The sequence below is a fragment of the Marinobacter sp. R17 genome (genome assembly GCF_003789045.1).
GTDB classification, from domain to species: domain Bacteria; phylum Pseudomonadota; class Gammaproteobacteria; order Pseudomonadales; family Oleiphilaceae; genus Marinobacter_A; species Marinobacter_A mangrovi.
The window spans coordinates 46,187-64,719 of record NZ_RHGZ01000030.1; the positions used below are offsets into that span (position 1 = coordinate 46,187).

At 60.5% G+C, this 18,533-nt stretch carries 12 protein-coding genes; 9 read left to right on the forward strand and 3 right to left on the reverse strand.

All coding sequences use genetic code 11. The features are described from left to right. The first annotated feature begins 84 nt into the window (after positions 1-84). Positions 85-1,392 carry a short-chain fatty acid transporter gene (locus EB809_RS17930; protein WP_123636216.1) on the forward strand — a complete coding sequence of 436 codons (1,308 nt, stop codon included), beginning with the start codon at positions 85-87 and terminating at the stop codon, positions 1,390-1,392. Between the two features lie 53 nt (positions 1,393-1,445). Here EB809_RS17930 and EB809_RS17935 read toward each other — a convergent pair whose 3' ends face one another. Then, the gene (locus EB809_RS17935; protein WP_123636217.1) at positions 1,446-2,432 is read right to left on the reverse strand and encodes a GlxA family transcriptional regulator; all 987 of its coding nucleotides are present in this window, start codon (positions 2,430-2,432) and stop codon (positions 1,446-1,448) included. A gap of 153 nt (positions 2,433-2,585) precedes the next feature. Between EB809_RS17935 and EB809_RS17940 the strand changes: the two genes are divergently transcribed. The 3 genes from EB809_RS17940 to EB809_RS17950 all read left to right on the forward strand — a co-directional run bounded on the left by EB809_RS17940 (position 2,586) and on the right by EB809_RS17950 (position 6,889). Next, entirely contained in the window at positions 2,586-3,695 is a 1,110-nt protein-coding gene (locus EB809_RS17940; protein ID WP_123636218.1) for an S-(hydroxymethyl)glutathione dehydrogenase/class III alcohol dehydrogenase, read from the forward strand. 179 nt (positions 3,696-3,874) lie between these two features. Next, a complete protein-coding gene (locus EB809_RS17945) occupies positions 3,875-4,723 on the forward strand; it encodes an endo alpha-1,4 polygalactosaminidase (protein ID WP_123636219.1) in 849 nt (282 codons plus the stop codon). Positions 4,724-4,837: 114 nt separating this feature from the next. After that, positions 4,838-6,889: a TonB-dependent receptor family protein gene (locus EB809_RS17950; protein ID WP_123636220.1), complete on the forward strand. Its 2,052-nt coding sequence runs from the start codon at positions 4,838-4,840 to the stop codon at positions 6,887-6,889. Positions 6,890-6,914: 25 nt separating this feature from the next. Here the strand turns inward: EB809_RS17950 and EB809_RS17955 are convergent, their stop codons facing one another. Continuing rightward, positions 6,915-7,886: a helix-turn-helix domain-containing protein gene (locus tag EB809_RS17955; protein WP_223808024.1), complete on the reverse strand. Its 972-nt coding sequence runs from the start codon at positions 7,884-7,886 to the stop codon at positions 6,915-6,917. Positions 7,887-8,019: 133 nt separating this feature from the next. Between EB809_RS17955 and pobA the strand changes: the two genes are divergently transcribed. Continuing rightward, a complete protein-coding gene (pobA, locus tag EB809_RS17960) occupies positions 8,020-9,204 on the forward strand; it encodes a 4-hydroxybenzoate 3-monooxygenase (protein WP_123636229.1) in 1,185 nt (394 codons plus the stop codon). An 8-nt stretch (positions 9,205-9,212) separates the two neighbouring features. Here pobA and EB809_RS17965 read toward each other — a convergent pair whose 3' ends face one another. Next, positions 9,213-9,908: a glutathione S-transferase N-terminal domain-containing protein gene (locus EB809_RS17965; protein WP_123636221.1), complete on the reverse strand. Its 696-nt coding sequence runs from the start codon at positions 9,906-9,908 to the stop codon at positions 9,213-9,215. 551 nt (positions 9,909-10,459) lie between these two features. Between EB809_RS17965 and EB809_RS17970 the strand changes: the two genes are divergently transcribed. The 4 genes from EB809_RS17970 (at position 10,460) to EB809_RS17985 (ending at position 18,235) form a co-directional block, all read left to right on the forward strand. Then, positions 10,460-11,791, forward strand: a complete 1,332-nt coding sequence (locus tag EB809_RS17970; protein ID WP_123636222.1) for an aromatic hydrocarbon degradation protein — start codon at positions 10,460-10,462, stop codon at positions 11,789-11,791. A gap of 16 nt (positions 11,792-11,807) precedes the next feature. Next, positions 11,808-14,996, forward strand: a complete 3,189-nt coding sequence (locus EB809_RS17975) for an Ig-like domain-containing protein (RefSeq protein ID WP_123636223.1) — start codon at positions 11,808-11,810, stop codon at positions 14,994-14,996. Between the two features lie 465 nt (positions 14,997-15,461). Beyond that, the gene (locus EB809_RS17980; protein ID WP_123636224.1) at positions 15,462-17,756 is read left to right on the forward strand and encodes a molybdopterin oxidoreductase family protein; all 2,295 of its coding nucleotides are present in this window, start codon (positions 15,462-15,464) and stop codon (positions 17,754-17,756) included. 23 nt (positions 17,757-17,779) lie between these two features. After that, a complete protein-coding gene (locus EB809_RS17985) occupies positions 17,780-18,235 on the forward strand; it encodes a DUF2489 domain-containing protein (protein ID WP_123636225.1) in 456 nt (151 codons plus the stop codon). Positions 18,236-18,533 lie beyond the last annotated feature (298 nt).

Genomic DNA, 18,533 nt, shown 5'->3' on the forward strand with positions numbered 1-18,533 from the left:
CCTGCGGGGCTTTCTTGGTTTCGTCACCCCTGTCTTTGCGAGTCCGAATAACGTCACAAACACAATAAACGGAGTATCCATTCAATGCTCAATCGCGCATCGAAACCCTTCGTCCGGCTGGTCGAACGCTACCTGCCTGATCCCTTCATTTTCGTTCTGCTACTGACCCTGGTGGTCTTCGTCGCCGCCATGGGCGTGGAAGGTCAGTCGCCTGAGGCCGTCGTCACCATGTGGGGTAACGGCTTCTGGAACCTGCTTACGTTCTCCATGCAGATGCTGCTGGTGCTGATCAGCGGCTACATGCTGGCCAACACGCCGCTGGTGAAAGGCATCCTGGACCGGATCGCCGGCCTGGCCCGGTCCCCCGGGCAGGCTATCCTCCTGGTTACTTTCGTCGCCCTCACCGCCAGCTGGATCAACTGGGGCTTCGGCCTGGTGGTCGGCGCCCTGTTTGCGAAGGCACTGGCCCGTCGTATCCAGGTGCACTACCCGCTGCTGATTGCCAGTGCCTACTCGGGCTTCATCGTCTGGCACGGCGGTCTGGCCGGCTCCATTCCACTGACCATCGCCACCGAGGGTCATTTCGCCGAGGACATGATCGGTGTAATTGGCACCGGCGAGACCATTTTTTCCTTCTTTAACCTGGCGATCGTGGTGGCGCTGTTTGTCCTCGTCCCGATCGTGAACCGCCTGATGCTCCCGCCACAGAGCGAGAGCATCTTCGTGGATCCGAAAAAACTGGACGACGGTAGCGACGAAGCGGTCTCCATCACCCGTCCGGCGGAACACCTGGAAAACAGCCGTCTGCTGGCGTGGCTGGTCGGTTTTGCCGGCCTGGCGTTTACCTTCCAGTATTTCGTCAAAGACGGCGGGCTGAACCTGAACATCGTGAACTTCATGTTCCTGTTCCTCGCCATCATCCTGCACCAGACCCCACGCCGCCTGCTCATCAGCCTGAATGAAGCGATCAGCGGCGGAGCCGGCATCGTCATCCAGTTCCCGTTCTATGCGGGCATCATGGCGATCATGACCCAGTCCGGTCTGGCCGGGACCATTTCCAGCGGTTTCGCCTCGATTGCCAGCGCCGACACCCTGCCGTTCTGGAGCTTTATTAGTGCGGGCGTGGTCAACATCTTCGTACCGTCCGGTGGCGGCCAGTGGGCCGTGCAGGCTCCGGTGATGATTCCGGCCGCCCAGCAGCTGGGCGCCGATATTCCCCGTGTCGCCATGGCCGTGGCCTGGGGCGATGCCTGGACCAACCTGCTGCAGCCCTTCTGGGCGTTGCCGGTACTGGCCATCGCCGGCCTGAAAGCCAAGGACATCATGGGCTACTGCCTGTTGCTGCTGATCATTACCGGTGTATTGATCAGCCTTGGGCTGACGTTCCTGTAGGCCTTGCCCTCCAAGCCATCAAAGCCCCGCACGGCGGGGCTTTTTTGTGGGCATCAGTTGGGACTGGAGAAGCGCGCCCGATAATCGGTGGGCAGGATCGACAGGTACTTGCGGAAGGTGCGACGAAGCTGCTCATCCGACGAAAAGCCGCAGCGAAAGGCGATGCTTTTCAGGGGCAATTCCGTGTCCTGCAACAGGCGGCGCGCCTTGTCGAGACGCGAGCGCTCGACAAACTCCAGGGGACTCATCCCGGTCTCCTTCTGGAACAGCCGCGTGAGATGGCGCAGGCTCATGGCGGCTTCCTCAGCCAACTCCTGGGACGTAAAGGGCGTCTCCAGATGATCCAGGATCCAGGCCTGAATGCGCCGCACGGCGGAGGACTGGGACATCTGACTGGCCAGGTCCGCACTGAACTGGGATTGCCCGCCCGGCCGCTTGAGGAAGATCACCAGATCCCGCGCCACTTCCAGCGCCAGCTTGTGACCGCAGTCCCGCTCCACAAAGGCCAGCGACAGGTCGATCGCCGCACTCACGCCGGCCGACGTCCACAGGTTGTCCTGCTGGATGAAGATCGCATCCACGTCCACCTCGATCGCCGGAAAGCGCTGCTCCAGCCGCTTCGACATGCGCCAGTGGGTGGTCGCCCGCCGGCCATCCAACAGTCCGGCTTCCGCCAGGAAGAAGGTGCCCGTACACAGCGCCGCGAACCGTTTGATCCGCGGCGCACTGGTTTTCACCCAGTCGATCACACCCTGGGCGTTGGCCATGGAGCCTTCGATATCATGGGCGCCGGCCACCAGGGCGGTATCGGGCAGATCGTCCGGATCGAGTCGCTGGGCGGCTTCCAGCGTCATGACCGTGTCGGATACCACGGGTCCGGCGATCGCGGCAGCCACCCGGATGTCATAGAACGCGGGCATTCCCTGGCTTTCCAGGTGCTTGTTAGCATAGGTGAACACCGTCAGCGGGCCGATGGCCTCCAGTGATTTGAACCCCGGATAGATGACCAGATCAACGCGGTGTCTCTGGCGTTCGGACATGCAAAACCTCTTCACTGAAGGACGGATGGCGCGCCGTGTCCAAATTTACAGGCGATGTGTCCCTGATCCGGGGCAATTCGACGGGCAGACGGCGGAAGTGTGCATTATCCTAATCGAATTGCATGGCACATCGAAATTGAGGAGAACCGACAGATGAAATCCCGCGCGGCCGTTGCCTTTGGCCCCAATAAGCCCCTGGAAATCGTTGAAGTGGACGTGGAACCACCCAAGGCGGGCGAGGTGCTGGTTCGCATTGTCGCTACCGGCGTGTGCCACACCGACGCCTACACCCTGTCCGGCGCCGACCCGGAAGGCCTGTTCCCGACCATTCTTGGTCACGAAGGCGGCGGTATCGTTGAAGCCGTCGGTGAGGGCGTGACCTCCGTCGAAGTAGGCGATCACGTGATTCCTCTCTACACCGCCGAGTGCGGCGAGTGTAAGTTCTGCAAATCCGGCAAAACCAACCTGTGCGGCTCGGTCCGGGCCACCCAGGGCAAGGGCGTGATGCCGGACGGCACCAGCCGCTTCAGCTACAAGGGCGAGCCGCTGTATCACTACATGGGCACCTCCACCTTCTCGGAATACACCGTGCTGCCGGAAGTGTCGCTGGCGAAGATTCCCAAGGAAGCGCCGCTGGACAAGGTGTGCCTGCTGGGTTGCGGCGTGACCACCGGTATCGGCGCGGTCCTGAACACCGCGAAAGTCGAGGAAGGCGCCACCGTCGCCATCTTTGGTCTGGGCGGTATCGGTCTGGCCGCGATCATCGGTGCCAAGATGGCCAAGGCCGGTCGCATCATCGCCATCGACATCAACCCGGCCAAGTTCAAGATCGCCGAAGAGCTGGGCGCCACCGACTTCGTCAACCCGAACGACTACGACAAGCCGATCCAGGAAGTCATCGTCGAGATGACCGACGGCGGCGTCGACTACTCATTCGAGTGCGTCGGCAACGTGAAGCTGATGCGCGCCGCTCTGGAGTGCTGCCATAAAGGCTGGGGCGAATCCATCATCATCGGCGTCGCCGGCGCCGGCGAGGAAATCAGCACCCGCCCGTTTCAGCTGGTCACCGGCCGGGTCTGGAAGGGCTCCGCCTTCGGCGGCGTCAAGGGCCGCACCGAACTGCCGGGTTACGTGGAAAAAGCTGAAAAAGGCGAGATCCCGCTGGACACCTTCATCACCCACAACATGAAGCTCGAAGACATCAACGAAGCGTTCGAGCTGATGCACGAAGGCAAGAGCATCCGGACGGTGATTCACTACTGATCCATCGCCCCACCCCGGGCTCCGCCTTTCGGCGGCCCGGGGCCTCTCTCCCCCAACGTTTTCCCGGCAACACTGCCCTTACCCACTTCTGTTTTATTTGGTAACCAAACGGGATTGGGCAATCCACTCGCCACACCGCCCCCCTATAATGACCCCAATCTTCGAACAGGGATGGTTCCATGAAAACATTGGGAATGCTGTTTTTTCTGTCTTTCCTCCTCGTCGGCTGCGGTGGTTCATCGTCAGGCGACACATCAGATAACACCTCGGCCAGTTCGGACTCCGATCCCATCACCGGCGGCGATTGGTACCAACCCGTTCCACTGGCGACCTGGCAGTGGCAGCTCCAGGGCACGGTGGACACGGACTACGACGTGGAAATCTACGACATTGATCTCTTCGATTCGGACGTGTCGCTCATCCAGTCCATCCAGGCCACCGGCAAGAAGGTCATCTGCTATTTTTCAGCCGGCTCCTATGAAAACTGGCGCGACGATGCCGGAGACTTCGAGGCCGCCGATCTGGGCAACAGCCTGGATGGTTGGGACGGCGAACGCTGGCTGGATATCCGCAACGAGAACGTGCGCGAGATCATGGCGGCGCGGCTGGATCTGGCGGCCGATAAGGGCTGCGATGGTGTCGAACCGGATAACATGGACGGCTACACCAACGATCCCGGCTTCGATTTCACCGCCGCGGACCAGCTCGCCTACAACCGCTGGATCGCCAACGAGGCCCACCAAAGAACGCTGGCCGTGGGTCTAAAGAACGATCTGAACCAGATTGACTCACTGGTAAATTATTTTGATTTCGCGGTGAACGAAGAGTGCTTTGAGTACAGTGAGTGCGATCGGTTGCAGCCGTTTATCGATGCCAACAAGGCCGTGCTCAATGCCGAGTACCAGGATCAGTACGTCAACGATGCCACCGCTCGGGCGGCCCTGTGCACCGATAGCGTCAACCGCCAGTTCAGCACGCTGGTGCTGCCACTGGACCTGGATAACAGCTTTCGATACAGCTGCAACTGAAGCGGCCCGGGAAAACGCTGAAAATAGGCTATTCCCCGAATTGACCGGTTTCGGCTGGAGGCAGAAAATTAGCCTCCTACCGAAATGGACATTCACCCAGCCGAAGCGATTGCCATGCCTGATATCCGAATTCAAACGCCGCTTTTCCTGACCCTGTGCGCCCTGCCCACCCTGGCGCTCGGCCAGGCCACGCCGGAACTCAACACCATCACCGTCACCTCCGGTCGCCTGGAACGCTCGCTGTATGACACACCGGCCGCCATGTCGGTCGTAGACCAGTCGGAGATCCAGGACGGCCAGCAGCGCCTGAAGCTGGACGAGTCACTGGGACAGGTGCCCGGCGTGTTTCTGCAGAACCGGGAAAATTTCGCCCAGGGCGAACGACTCTCCATTCGCGGGTTCGGAGCTCGCGCCCCATTCGGCGTGCGCGGCGTCACTGTTTTGGTGGACGGCATCCCCTACACCCTGCCCGATGGCCAGGCCCAGCTGGACGCCATCGACCTGGACAGCGCCGAGCGCATTGAGGTGATTCGTGGCCCGGCATCCGTGCTCTACGGCAACGCAGCAGGCGGCGTGCTCAGCGTTACCACGCCGGACGGTCGCTACGACGAGGATCACACGACCCTGCGCCTGGAAGGCGGCAGTGACGGTTACGGCAAGTTCGCAGCCGGACACAGCGGGCACGATGGTCCCTGGTCCCACAACATCAGTTTTTCCGCTTTGAATTTCGACGGTTACCGGGACCACAGTCACGTGGAGAAGTACCTGCTCAACGGCAAGCTGCGCCGGGACCTGGGCAGTGACCGGGCGCTGACCCTGGTCCTGAACCTGCTCGACAATCCCCGATCAGACGATCCGGGCGCCCTGACCGCTGAACAGGTCGAGGAAGACCGCCAGCAAGCCGGTCGCTTTACCGAGGAGTACGACACCGGACAGACCGTCGACCAGCAGGTGGTGGGCCTGCAGTACGAGGATCTTTCCGTCGGACCGGGCGAGTTCTACGCCAAAACCTTTTATCTGCACCGGAATTTCGACCAGCAACTGCCGTATCCCGGCGACAGCCTGATCAACTACGACCGCGACTACTATGGCGCCAGCACCGAGTACCACCAGTCTCTGTCATTCGGAAGCCTGCCCTTCCGCTACGTCACCGGGATTGAAGCCCGGCGGCAGGAAGACGACCGCGGCCGTCGCAATGTCGCCTTCTCAGGGGAGATCGAAGGCGTCAGCGCCGATGAAGTGCAAACAGCGACCGCACTCGGCCTGTTTGCCCAGGGCGACCTGGACCTGACCGATACCGTGACCGTCTCTCTCGGCGGCCGCTTCGACCGGGTCGACCTGGAAGTGGACGACGATTATCTCGACGATGGCGACCAGAGCGGCGACAAGACCTTCAACCAGTGGAGCGGATCGGCCGGCCTCAGCTGGCGTTACCGGCCCGACCACCAGGCTTACGCCAACATCAGCACTGCGTTCGAGACGCCCACATTCTCGGAGTTCGCCAATCCCAGTGGTGTCGGCGGATTCAATCCCGACATCGAGCCCCAGAAATCCGTCAATCACGAACTGGGTCTGCGTGGGCATTTCGGCTACAACGTCGACTACGACCTGACCCTATTCTGGGTCGACGTGCGTGACGAGCTTATTCCCTACGAACTGGCCGGCGACAGCGACCGCACCTTCTACCGCAACGCCGGCGACACCACCCGCAAGGGCATCGAGATGGCCGTCGGCTGGCGCTTCGCTCCGGCCTGGCGCCTGGAATCCGCGCTGACACTCGCCCGCTATCGCTTTGATGACTATGAATCGTCCGGTAACAACTACGACGGCAACCGCATTCCCGGCCTGCCGGAACAGACCTGGAACAACCAGCTGAAATGGCAGGGCTCTGGTGAGCGTTTCGCCGCGATTGAAGCTCGCTACGTAGGCGATATGAAAGCCGATGACGCCAATACCGTCGACGTGGACGACTACTGGCTCTTGAGCCTGCGGGGCGGCGACGGCTGGTACGTCAGCCGCGACACCCTTTTGCAAGCCTATGCCGGCATCCGCAACCTAACCGACGAGGAATACTTCGCCAACGTGCGCATCAATGCCAGCAACGGCCGCTATTACGAACCGGCCTCGGGACGCACGGTTTACGCGGGACTGGAACTGACGTTCTAGTGTCCCGTCGGGGAAAGGCGCTGATCTAGCGGGTACCGGGCAGGTCGCCCCCGGATTCCGGGATGGTCATCGAACCACTGTGCCGAATCCGGAAGGCCTTGGGCGTAAACCCGGTCAGTCGCTTGAAAAAACGGGTGAAGTAGGCCGGCTCGGAAAACCCCAGCATGTCGGAAACCTGGCTGATGGTGAGATTGGTGTAGGTCAGATTGCGCTTGGCCTCCAGAAGCACCCGCTCGTGCAACAGCTGCAAGGCGCTGGCGCCGGTCTCACGCCGACACAGGGCATTGAGGTGGGCCGCCGTGATGCCCAGGGAATCGGCAAACCATTCGATGGTCGGCTGGCCGAGGAAATGGCTTTCGATCAACGCCTGGAACTGACGCACATGCTCGCCGGACCGCTCCGAACGGGACTCACCCCGGTGCGATGACGTTCCCGTACGAGACACATCCCGTTCGCGCCGGCGCATCAGCTGGCTGACCAGCGCCTGGATCAGTCCATGCAGCGCCATGTCCCGACCGATGCCCGGGTCGCGATATTCCTCGGCGATCTCGTCCACAAGGCGCTGGATGCGCCGGGCCGCCTTTCCCGCTTGCAACGGATAGAAGCCGGGGCGGGTCAGCACCGGCGCTGCGGCGCCCGGCCAGTTGGCCAGATGCTCCGCCAATGGTCGGGCGAGCGTGATGATGTGGCCGTCGATATCTTCACTGAACCGAAAACCATGAATGGTCATGGCCGGGATCACGATGAGCAGCGGACCCTTCAGATCATGTTCCAGCCCTTCCAGTTCCAAAGCGACCTGCCCGGTCTGGATGTACAGCACATGCACCAGATCCGCATGGCGATGGGTGCGGATATGCCAGTCGTGGAGCCGGCTGCGGGCGGCAATGGACTCGCAGTGCAGCAGATCCGGCGTCGGCCATTGCCGGGTCTCACCATAGAGTTTGAAGACGGGGATCCGGTCCATCTCGGGCGCTGCGCCGTCTCTCCTTCCCGCCATATTGCCTCCCGGGATCTTCGATCAACCAATCTCGCAAAAGTCCAATTCTTTGTTCAGATTTTGCCTTATATCGCCACTCATTTCCCGGAAAACTACAAATAACAACGATAGCAAAAACGACCGAGGCACACCGATAAAAACAACAATCGCCATTATTGGCGCCGGACCCTCCGGCCTTCTCCTGGGGCAGCTGCTGCAGCGTCAGGGTATCGATAACGTGATCCTGGAGCGTCGCAGCGGCGACTACGTGCTCAGCCGCATTCGTGCCGGCGTATTGGAACAGGGCATGGTGGATCTACTGCGTGAAGCCGGAGTGAGCGAGCGGATGGGCGCCGAAGGCCTGCCGCACGATGGATTCGAATTAGCCGTCAACAATCGCCGGGTTCGTGTGGACCTGAAAGGACTGACTGGCGGCAAGTCGGTGATGGTCTATGGCCAGACCGAAGTCACCCGCGACCTGATGGAAGCCCGCGAAGCGTCCGGCGGACAGACGATCTATGAAACCGACAACGTGCGGCTTCACGATCTGGAGTCGGCCGCACCCTTCGTCACGTTCGAGAAAAACGGTGAGACTTTCCGCCTGGATTGCGACTACGTGGCAGGCTGCGATGGCTATCATGGCGTCTCACGCCAGAGCATCCCGGAGGATCGCATTCGCACCTTTGAAAAAGTGTACCCCTTCGGCTGGCTGGGTCTGCTGTCCGATACGCCACCCGTCTCCGAGGAACTGATCTACGCCCATCACGAACGGGGCTTTGCCCTGTGCAGCCAGCGCTCAGCCACTCGCAGCCGATACTACGTGCAGGTGCCCTTGACCGAAAAGGTGGAGGACTGGTCGGACGAGCGTTTCTGGGACGAACTGAAACGCCGTATTCCGGACGACGCCGCCGCCAACCTGGTCACCGGCCCGTCCCTGGAGAAAAGCATCGCGCCCCTGCGCAGCTTCGTCGCCGAGCCCATGCAGTTCGGTCGGCTGTTCCTGGTGGGCGATGCAGCGCACATCGTTCCCCCGACCGGCGCCAAAGGGCTGAACCTGGCGGCCAGCGACGTCAACAGCCTGTATCGATTGCTGACAAGGATCAGTCAGGACGGTCGCACCGACCTGATTCCCAACTATTCCCGGGCCTGTCTGAACCGGGTCTGGAAATCAGAGCGCTTTTCCTGGTGGATGACATCGATGCTGCATCGCTTCGAGGGACAGGACGAGTTCGAGTACCGGCTGCGACAGGCCGAACTGGACTACCACATCCAGTCTGAAGCCGGCCTGCGCGTAATCGCAGAGAACTATGTGGGCCTGCCCTACGAATCCATCGAATAATAGACGGCTCAATCCTTCGGGCGCCGCCCCTGACCGAACAGAACGGATTTGCTGTCCTCGTTGACCACCGCCTCCTGGCTGATCTCATCGGCCAGGGCATAGGCGCGCTGCACGGCCGGGCGTTCGCCGATGGCGTCCAGCCAGCGCTTCACATTGGGCAGGGTTTCGATATCCTGCCCCTGTTTTTCCCAGCCCTTGGCCCAGGGGTAGGTCGCCATATCGGCAATGGAGTACTCGCCCGCCATGTAATCGCGATCCGCCAGCAGGTCGTCCAGCACGCCATAAAGCCGCTCGCTCTCTTTGACATAACGGTCTATGGCGTAGTTGATTTTCTCCGGCGCGTACTGCTTGAAATGGTGGTTCTGCCCCAGCATCGGCCCGAAACCGCCCATCTGCCAGTACAGCCATTGCAGGGTATCCCAGCGCTGGCGCAAGTCCTTTGACAGGAATTTGCCCGTCTTTTCCGCCAGGTACTCCAGAATCGCGCCGGATTCAAACAGGGAGAGTGGCGCACCGCCATCCACCGGGTTGTGGTCCACGATCGCCGGGATCTTGTTGTTGGGAGAGATTTTCAGGAAGGCCTCACCAAACTGGTCACCCCGGCCGATGTGGATCGGGATGGTCCGGTATTCCAGACCGGCCTCTTCCAGGAAGATACTGATCTTGTGGCCGTTCGGGGTGGTCCAGTAATAAAGGTCGATCATGATCGGGCTCCTTCATTCGCGGCGTGAGTGCACGCCAAGGACATTCCGATGGGCAGCGTGCGCGGAAAAGTGTCATTGCCCACCAATATAGACGACCGGTCTATTATGCACCAATCGCGTAGGATCGCGTCAACTTTCCTGCTCGTCGGCCGATCAGGTGGCGCCCTCCAACACCCGCCAATTTTGTGACCCAGTTCACACCGGAACCAAAATGAACACGCCGCAACAATTCCATACGCCCCTCGAAGCGACAGATCGCAAATCCATGTAAAAACCCGTTAAATATCTGTTTTTTATGACCTAAACCCGACTTATGTCGGCCTACACTGAAACCACCTTAACGGCGTTTTACACAGCCGCGGCCTCATATGACTAGACGGACTGAAGCAGCTGTCAGTCAGGCCAAACACCCGTGGCCCATTACGGCCTAAGATCACAACAAAACAATAAGTGCACAAATGTCCCATTAAGAATGCCCGACAGGATGCATCGCTGAAGGAACGCACCCCGTAACCCGGGCAGAACAAGAAAACAAATAATGGAGTATCCACATGACACATCAGGCGCCCCAGCCGTCCCGACTCCTGATCTCGGCGGTCACCCTTACCCTGGCCGGTATGGCCTCCACCGCATCCGCCAGTATGGGGAATATCGGTACCACCTACGGCATCCTGCCAACGGATGTCGCGTCTGCCCAGGCCTTGTCCATGTTCAACAGCCAGGTCTCGGCGACTTACTACAACCCGGCTTACCTGGCCAAGGATCCCCGAGGCGAACTGACGTCCGGTTTGATGCACGCTCAACCGGAGCTGCGTGCCAAGTCACCGTACCGGGATGGTGACGTGGTCTCCGATCAGGAAAGTCAGCACGTCCTGATCGGCATGAAAACCAACCTGACCTCTCTGACCCGTTTCGACCACCCGATCTACCTCGGCTTCATGGCCGGCGTTGAGAAGTACGGCAAGGAAATGCTCGCCTTCGAATCCAACACCTCGGAGACTGGCCAGTTCCTGGAATACGGCCGCCAGCCCCTGTTCCTGCTGCTGGGGGGCGCCACCACGCTCTGGCGCGGCATCGATGTGGGCGCTTCGGCGCGCATCACGCTTCACTCCAGCGCGAGCCTGAAGACCACCACCGACCTGGCCGGGAACACGCAGTACGAATCCCTGACGGTGAACGCGAAGCCATCCATCCGCTCCATCCTCAGTACCAGCATCGATCTCGGGGAGACCTTCTGCCCGGACAGCGAGTGCTGGCTGGACGGCTGGGAAACCGCCTTCGCCTATCGCAGCAGTTCCAACACCAACACCGAAGTCAGCGCCAACACCGTCATTCCGGGCCTGATTCCGGAGAGTGCTCCGCTGGTCTTCTCGGTGCTGACCTATGACTCCTATCAACCGTCCATCTACGCGGCCGGCATCCAGTACGGCACCGATTCCTGGCGCCTGGGCCTGACGCTCGAGCAGCAAAACTGGTCGGACCTGGAAGATGAGTTTGACAACGACACGATCAAGGACCAGGCCAATGCCCGCTTCAAGGACATCCTGATCCCGCGGATCGGTGCCGAGTTCAAGTTTGCCGAGCACTTCGGCCTGACCCTTGGTTTCGCGTACCAGGAGTCCGCACTCAAGAGCAACAGCACCCAGGACGTCAACTACTTCGATAACGACAAGTACATCGCCGGTATCGGCCTGAGCGCGGAGTACACCCGCACGCGCGTGCTGACCTACCCGGTGCGTTTCGATATTGCCTATCAACGCCAGATGCTGCAGGACCGCGATTTCACGATCGACAGCACCAAGCCCGGCACCCGTGACGGCGAAGTCGTCACCACCGATGGCGAAGTCGATGTGTTTAGCGGCTCTGTAACGCTGAAATTCTGAGCAAGAGGTACAGGCCATGAAATACAACAAGATATTGGCTCTGGCCCCCGCATTGCTGCTGGCAGCCTGCGGGGGTGAAGAACAGACCGTGAACGAACCCCAGATGCCGGGCTCGGTCGTCTACGCCTACCCGGCGGACGGCCAGGCCAGCATCTCTACCAAAGCGGATGTGGTCCTGCGGTTTTCGAACGCCATCACCGATGAAGACGCCGCCAGCAAGATCCGGATCACAGCGGCCGGCAGCGATACCAGCGTGCCGTTCAGCGTCGAGAAGGTGGACGGCGGCAACAGCCTGGTCTTGTCTCCCGACAGCGAGCTGGCACCAGGCACTGAATACACCGTCAGCTTCGCGGATAACCTGGACGCAGCCGGCAATCGCACCATCGGCACGCCCAACGCCGTGGGCGCCGATGGCGTCCAATTCACGACTCGGGGCAGCCTCACCGGCGTGGCCCAGCTGGCCAACCTGTCGGCGGATTTCAAGGTCGTCGACACGCTGCCGGATGGCGACACCTTCAAGTTCATGGATTTCTCCACCATCCGGTTGCGTACCAGCCATCCGATCCATCCCGATTCGGCCGTCTATGGCACCACGGTTTCCCTGCTCGACGGCAACGGCGAACTGGTCCCGGCGACGTTACTGGTCTCGGACAACAAACTGACGGTCGATCCCTGCACCGTGGATGATCCCCACCAATGCGGCAGCGCCGACGACCAGTTGGATCCTGACGAGACCTACACGCTCAGCATCAACGGTCTGATGGACATGAAGGGCAACTCGCTGACCTACGAGAAAACCTTCACGCCGCAGGAAACCGGCCCGACCGAGGTCCTGTACCAGAAGATCGTCGACTCCAACTTCAGCGAACAGTCGATCCTGAACGGCCAGTACGTCAACGCGGTGACGCTGAACTCCGTACTCCAGGGCACCGCCGGCCCATCTCAACAGACCGGCGCGCTGTATGCCGAACTGGGCTACGCTCCCAGCTTCCCGGGCGACACGCCGGTGCCGCTGCGCGTACCCAAGGGCACGATCCTGCAAAGCACCAGCCTGGACGTAAAAATCAACGGCAGCGTCCCCATCCTCAACGCCGAAACCGGCCAGCCCCAGGAGACCGGCACCATCAAGGTCACCATGCTGTCGGATGCCATGGGTTACCTCTACCCCAATCCCTACAGCGATGACGACGAAGCACCGCGCCACGTCCGCCTGTGGATGGACGTATCCATGAACACCGAGGAGGCCCAGCCTAACGCGTCACTGTCCCAGGACCTGTTGCGGGTCGAGCTGACCGGCATCGCCATCGTCAAGGACGGCATCCTGACCATCGACGCCATCGGCATGGTCGAGCCCAACCTGCTGGGCCAGGAATACACCGACTCCACCATCGCCTTCCACATCGAGGCGGATACGTCTGAGCAGATGACCGCACCGGACCGCCCGATCGACGAAACCGGCCCGGAGCTGGTGAGCTGGATGCCGGGACCGGAAGACGCCATTCCCGATACCCGTCAGGCCATGCAACGCCCGGGTGACCCGGTCGTGTTGAACTTCGACGAACCGCTGGATCCGGATACTGTGGCCGGTGGTGTGACGCTCTATGCCGACGGCACGGAAGTCAGCGACGTGCGGACCAAGCTGGATGGCACCACGATTGCGGTGAACCCGGTTGGCGGGTTGGAGCATGGCGTGGACTACACGGTTAACATCAACAGCTCGCTGACGGACGTGTCGGGGAATGGTGCGACCACCCGGACGTTGAGTTTTGCGTTGCCGGATTCCTCGACACCGTCTGCTTCCCCGCTGGCTGTCACGACCTACCCTGGATACCCCTGCGTTACGACGGGCGTCGACCTTACCAATAACACTCACGGTCAGTGTAAGGACAAGCCCTATGAAGATTCTGGTACAGCGGAAGGCGATGTCTTGCCCGTTACAACGCTGCCAGCCAACCGGCCAATTGTTGTAGTTTTCTCACAGTCCATGGACCTGAATTCAATTCGCCTCGGGGAGACCTTCAAAGTCGAATCAGTGGATGATTCGGGCAATTCCACTGGCGAAATTTCAGGCCGCCTGGAGAAGAATAATCAACGGATTCGCTTTTATCCGGACAAACCGTGGGGCGAAGGACAGGCTTATCGTTACACGCTCGTGTCTGCTGAAAACGGTGACTGTGCCAATGTTATTTGCTCTACCAGTGGCGCAGCGCTTCAGACCGACGTTCTAGAGAACGCGCTCGACAATGGCGGCGAGCCTATGGCGATTTACTTCCGAGGAACTTCATCAATTAAAACGGTGTATACACCTCTTCGCAATTTGCCTGCTCGCGACGTAAATGCTGACTTCGATATTGATAGCGACGAACCTGCCGACTTCCCTTCTGAACCCGCAGCAGATGGGGGGTACAAACCCTCGTCCAACGCTGCAAAACTCAAAACCAATGGCGCCCCGTTTATCATCACTCAGGATGGTGAAAGTCGTGTCGGTTGCGAAGTTGATGACCCCAATCCCTGTCCGGATAAAAAATTCATTTATCAAACGGGGGGACTCAATACGGAAGTTGTAGGCCCCGTCGACCCTGACGACCCCAGCAAGGGTATCCGCGTGTTTCTCTATCCAACCATGCTGGTGGCGACCTCAATCGACGTCTACCTGAAAGGTGACTTCCTTTCGAACATTATTCTTCCACCGGATCAACCCCAAGTGACTGGCCCTCAAATGCTCCGAATGCGCTATGCCGATTTGGACAATGACGGGAAACGGACTGATCTAATTCCAGGCGTCATCTATCAGACCGATGAAGGTCCAAAATTCAAGACAACAGCAGATCTATTACTTGATGCGCCCGGGCTTGAGTTGCCCCTGGGCGACGTACTTGCTCACAACCTTTTCAGTTACGAAGTCACGCTGGATCTTCAAGGCGACATTACGTTCTTTGATGATGGTCGAATGCAGATTGAGCAGCGGAATACCAACGCACCGGAAATCAATGTTGTTGTGAAAATCGAGAATAGTGCATTGTCTGGCGCAGTGGATTTCCTGGCTTGTGTCACAGGTATCTTCCAATTAGATTTCAGTCAGTGTGAGGCGTCGGGCTCAAGTGACAACGAAGGTGCCGTAGTCATTCCGCTGAAAATCCCCGAAAATGGCGTTTACCTGAACTTTATCTCCAATCCCATCAAGGAGATTCCAGAAGACGGCTGATACCAGCCTCGAACCAAAAGGCCAGCCTTCGGGCTGGCCTTTTTTATGGTCACGGGAAGTCCGCGGGGCGCCTTCGGCGCCTCAGAAGCTAAAGCATCTGCTACATGCTCGAGTGAGCAGCAGACCTATCCATCACGCCCGCGGATATGACACGCGGTCTGATCGAAACCCATGGACACCATCGCTGGAGAAAAGGACAAGAATGTCCTTGACCGCAAAAGCGGGCCACGGATGGCCCTCTAGGGCGGCGGAAGCGATGGTGTCCATGGGTTTCAGCCCCAAGGTATGAATTCAGATATGTCCACAGCAACCTATCGTTTGCCGCCCACCTCTAATGGGTCAAAACCGCCCAACGGATGACCAATGGCAGGCCTTTTCAACTCCACCCACATTCCTGCTAATCTGGTTGCCTAAAAAAACCAGAATGACACCACAGCGACAATAAAAAAATCGGGAGAGATCAGCATGGATAACGGCATCCACTACCGCACGTGCCACCTCTGCGAGGCCATGTGCGGCGTCGCCATCGAAGTGAAGGACGGGCAGATTGCCTCGGTCAAGGGCGATGCGGACGATCCGTTCAGCCACGGCCACATCTGCCCCAAGGCGGTCGCGCTGCAGGATTTGCACAACGATCCGGATCGCCTGACCAGGCCGCTGCGCCGCACGGCCGACGGCTGGGAGGAAATGGAGTGGGACGCGGCCTTCGATTTCGTTGCCGAACGTCTATACCAGATCCGCCGCGAGTACGGCCGCAACGCCGTGGGCACCTATCAGGGCAACCCCAACGTCCACAACCACGGCGCCATGATTGCCGGCCTGCCGTTCCTTCGGGCCCTGGGCACCCAGAACCGGTTTTCCGCGACCTCCAACGACCAGCTGCCCCACATGCTGGCCAACCTGGAAATGTTTGGCCACCAGGTCCTGTTCCCGATTCCGGACATCGACCACAGCGAACTGATGATCTGCATCGGCGCCAACCCCATGGCGTCCAACGGCAGCCTGATGAGCGTGCCGGACTTCCGGGGCCGCCTGAAAGCCCTCAAGGCGCGAGGCGGCCAACTGGTGGTGATTGATCCGCGGCGCACCGAGACCGCCCGCGAAGCCGATGAATTCCACTTTGTGCGGCCCGGTAGCGATGCCCAGTTACTGATGGGGATGCTGCACACGCTGTTCGATGAAGACCTGGTCAACCTCGGTACCGCCGAACACTGGAGCCGCGATCTGGACCTGGTGCGACTCGCCTGCCTGCCCTACGCGCCCGAAGCCGTGGCCGGTCATACCGGCGTCGATCCCACCCAGATCCGCATTCTCGCCCGCCGGCTGGCCACCACGCAGCGGGCAGTCCTCTATGGCCGGATCGGCACCAGCACGCAGTCATTTGGCGGCATCGCCACCTGGCTGATCTACCTGCTGAATATCCTGACCGGCAAGCTGGATGCCACCGGGGGCCTGATGTTTACACAGCCCGCGGTCGATCTGGTGGCGCTGGGCGCCCTATCCGGCCAGCGCGGGCATATTGGTCGCCGGCACAGCCGGGTCAAGGGACTCCCCGAGTTCGGCGGCGAATACCCCGCCAGTGCCATGGCCGACGAAATCCTTACTCCAGGCGACGGCCAGATCCGGGCGTTCGTCACCATCGCCGGCAACCCCGTCCTGTCCAGCCCCAACGGCACCCGCATGGAGCAGGCGCTGGATCAGCTCGACTTCATGGTCTCGGTGGATTACTACCTGAATGAAACCACCCGCCACGCCGACATTATCCTGCCGCCCACACACGCCCTGGAGCGCAGCCACTACGACCTGATCTTCAATATGATGGCGGTGCGTAATGTGGCGAAGTTCAGCGAGCCGCTGTTCGAGCCCTCGGCCAACGCCCGCCACGACTGGCAGATCCTGCTGGAACTCGCCCACCGCCTGGAGCGGCTGAAAAAAGGGGGCCGCCTGGGGCTCCGGCAGGAGCTGGGCTGGCAGGCCTTCAAGCGGCTGGGGCCGGATACGCTGCTGGATGTGGCTCTGCGCACGGGGCCCTATGGGCAACCGGTGGGCCGACTACAGCCCCTGCTGCAACCGGCCACGGACCTGATCGAAGCGGTCCTTCCCAAGCGCCACCCCTTGCGCCATCTCACCCGATTGAGCCCGCTGGACCGTCGCTGGCAGGATCTGCCCAAAGGCCTGTCGCTGGCCACATTGCGTGAGCAGCCACACGGCGTGGATCTCGGCCCCTTGCGCCCTTCCCTGCCCGACCGGCTCTACACCCGGGACGGCATGGTCAACCTGGCCCCGCGGCGTTACCTGGACGATCTGCCCCGGCTGTACGAGGTCCTGATGGCCACGCCCGGGAGCGAGATGCAGTTGATCGGGCGCCGCCACGTCCGCAGCAACAATTCCTGGATGCACAACAGCCAGCGACTGGTGAAAGGCAAATCCCGCTGTACTCTGATGATTCACCCGTCCGACGCACAGCGCCTGGGCGTGACCGACGGCGCAGAAGCCGAAGTGACTTCGGCGGTCGGTTCGATTGTGATCCCCGCCGAGATCACGGAAGATATCATGCCCGGCGTCGTGTCGATCCCCCATGGCTGGGGCCATGATCGCTCGGGCACCGCCCAGCGAGTGGCCAATGCCCACGCCGGAGCCAGCATCAATGACGTGATCTGCGACGATCAGGTCGATCCAGTCAGCGGCACGTCCGTATTGAATGGACAGACCGTCCAGATCCGCGCCCGTCAGCCGGCGGAAGACCGCCAGCGGGCCTGAACCAACACTCAAGGAGGCGCTGCATGCCGCAATGGATACAATGGGTCCTGATTATTGCCGGGCTGGCCGTGATTGCCTTACTGGCCCGCTTTATCTGGCAACGGACCCGGCTGTTGCGGCAGCAGAACCAGCAGACAGCGCGTAACGAAGCCTTCCGGCAGCAACGCCGTGACCAGATGATTGAAAGCGTCCGGGTTCTCGCGATGTCTGTGGAACAGGACCAGGTGGAATATTCCGAAGCCTGCCTGCGCCTCAAGGGGCTGCTGGATCACCTGGCGCCGGAACTGCTGGAGCAATCGCCTTACCGCATTTTCCAGGAGATGCACGATGCGCTGGAGCATATGCCGACGCATCAGGCTCGGCAGGACACGGCGTCACACTTCATCCGTAAACTGGACGAGCAGCGGTTTGAACTGGAGAAAACCCATGCGGATGCCATTCGGCGAGCGGCGACGGCGATTCGGTATCATCAGTTTTAAGACGGTGGTTCCCGCGCGCCGCGGGAGAGACAGGCAGCCCGTTGGGCTGCTCCGAAGCGGAAGCGTCGGCTACATTAAAGGCTTACTCGAGCGTGTCGCAGACGTTTTAGCGTCTGAGGCGCCGATAACGTCCCCGCCATGTTCACCCTACCCAGGCCCGTAACCTACCCCACATATCGGGATAGGGGGGAGCCTTCTGGCTCCGCCCCTCCCACACCACCCGGCAAGCGGGTCCGCACCGGGCGGTTCGAGAAGTTGAGGTTTACGAGAGACGCGGCACGCCTAACCGGTCGAAGTG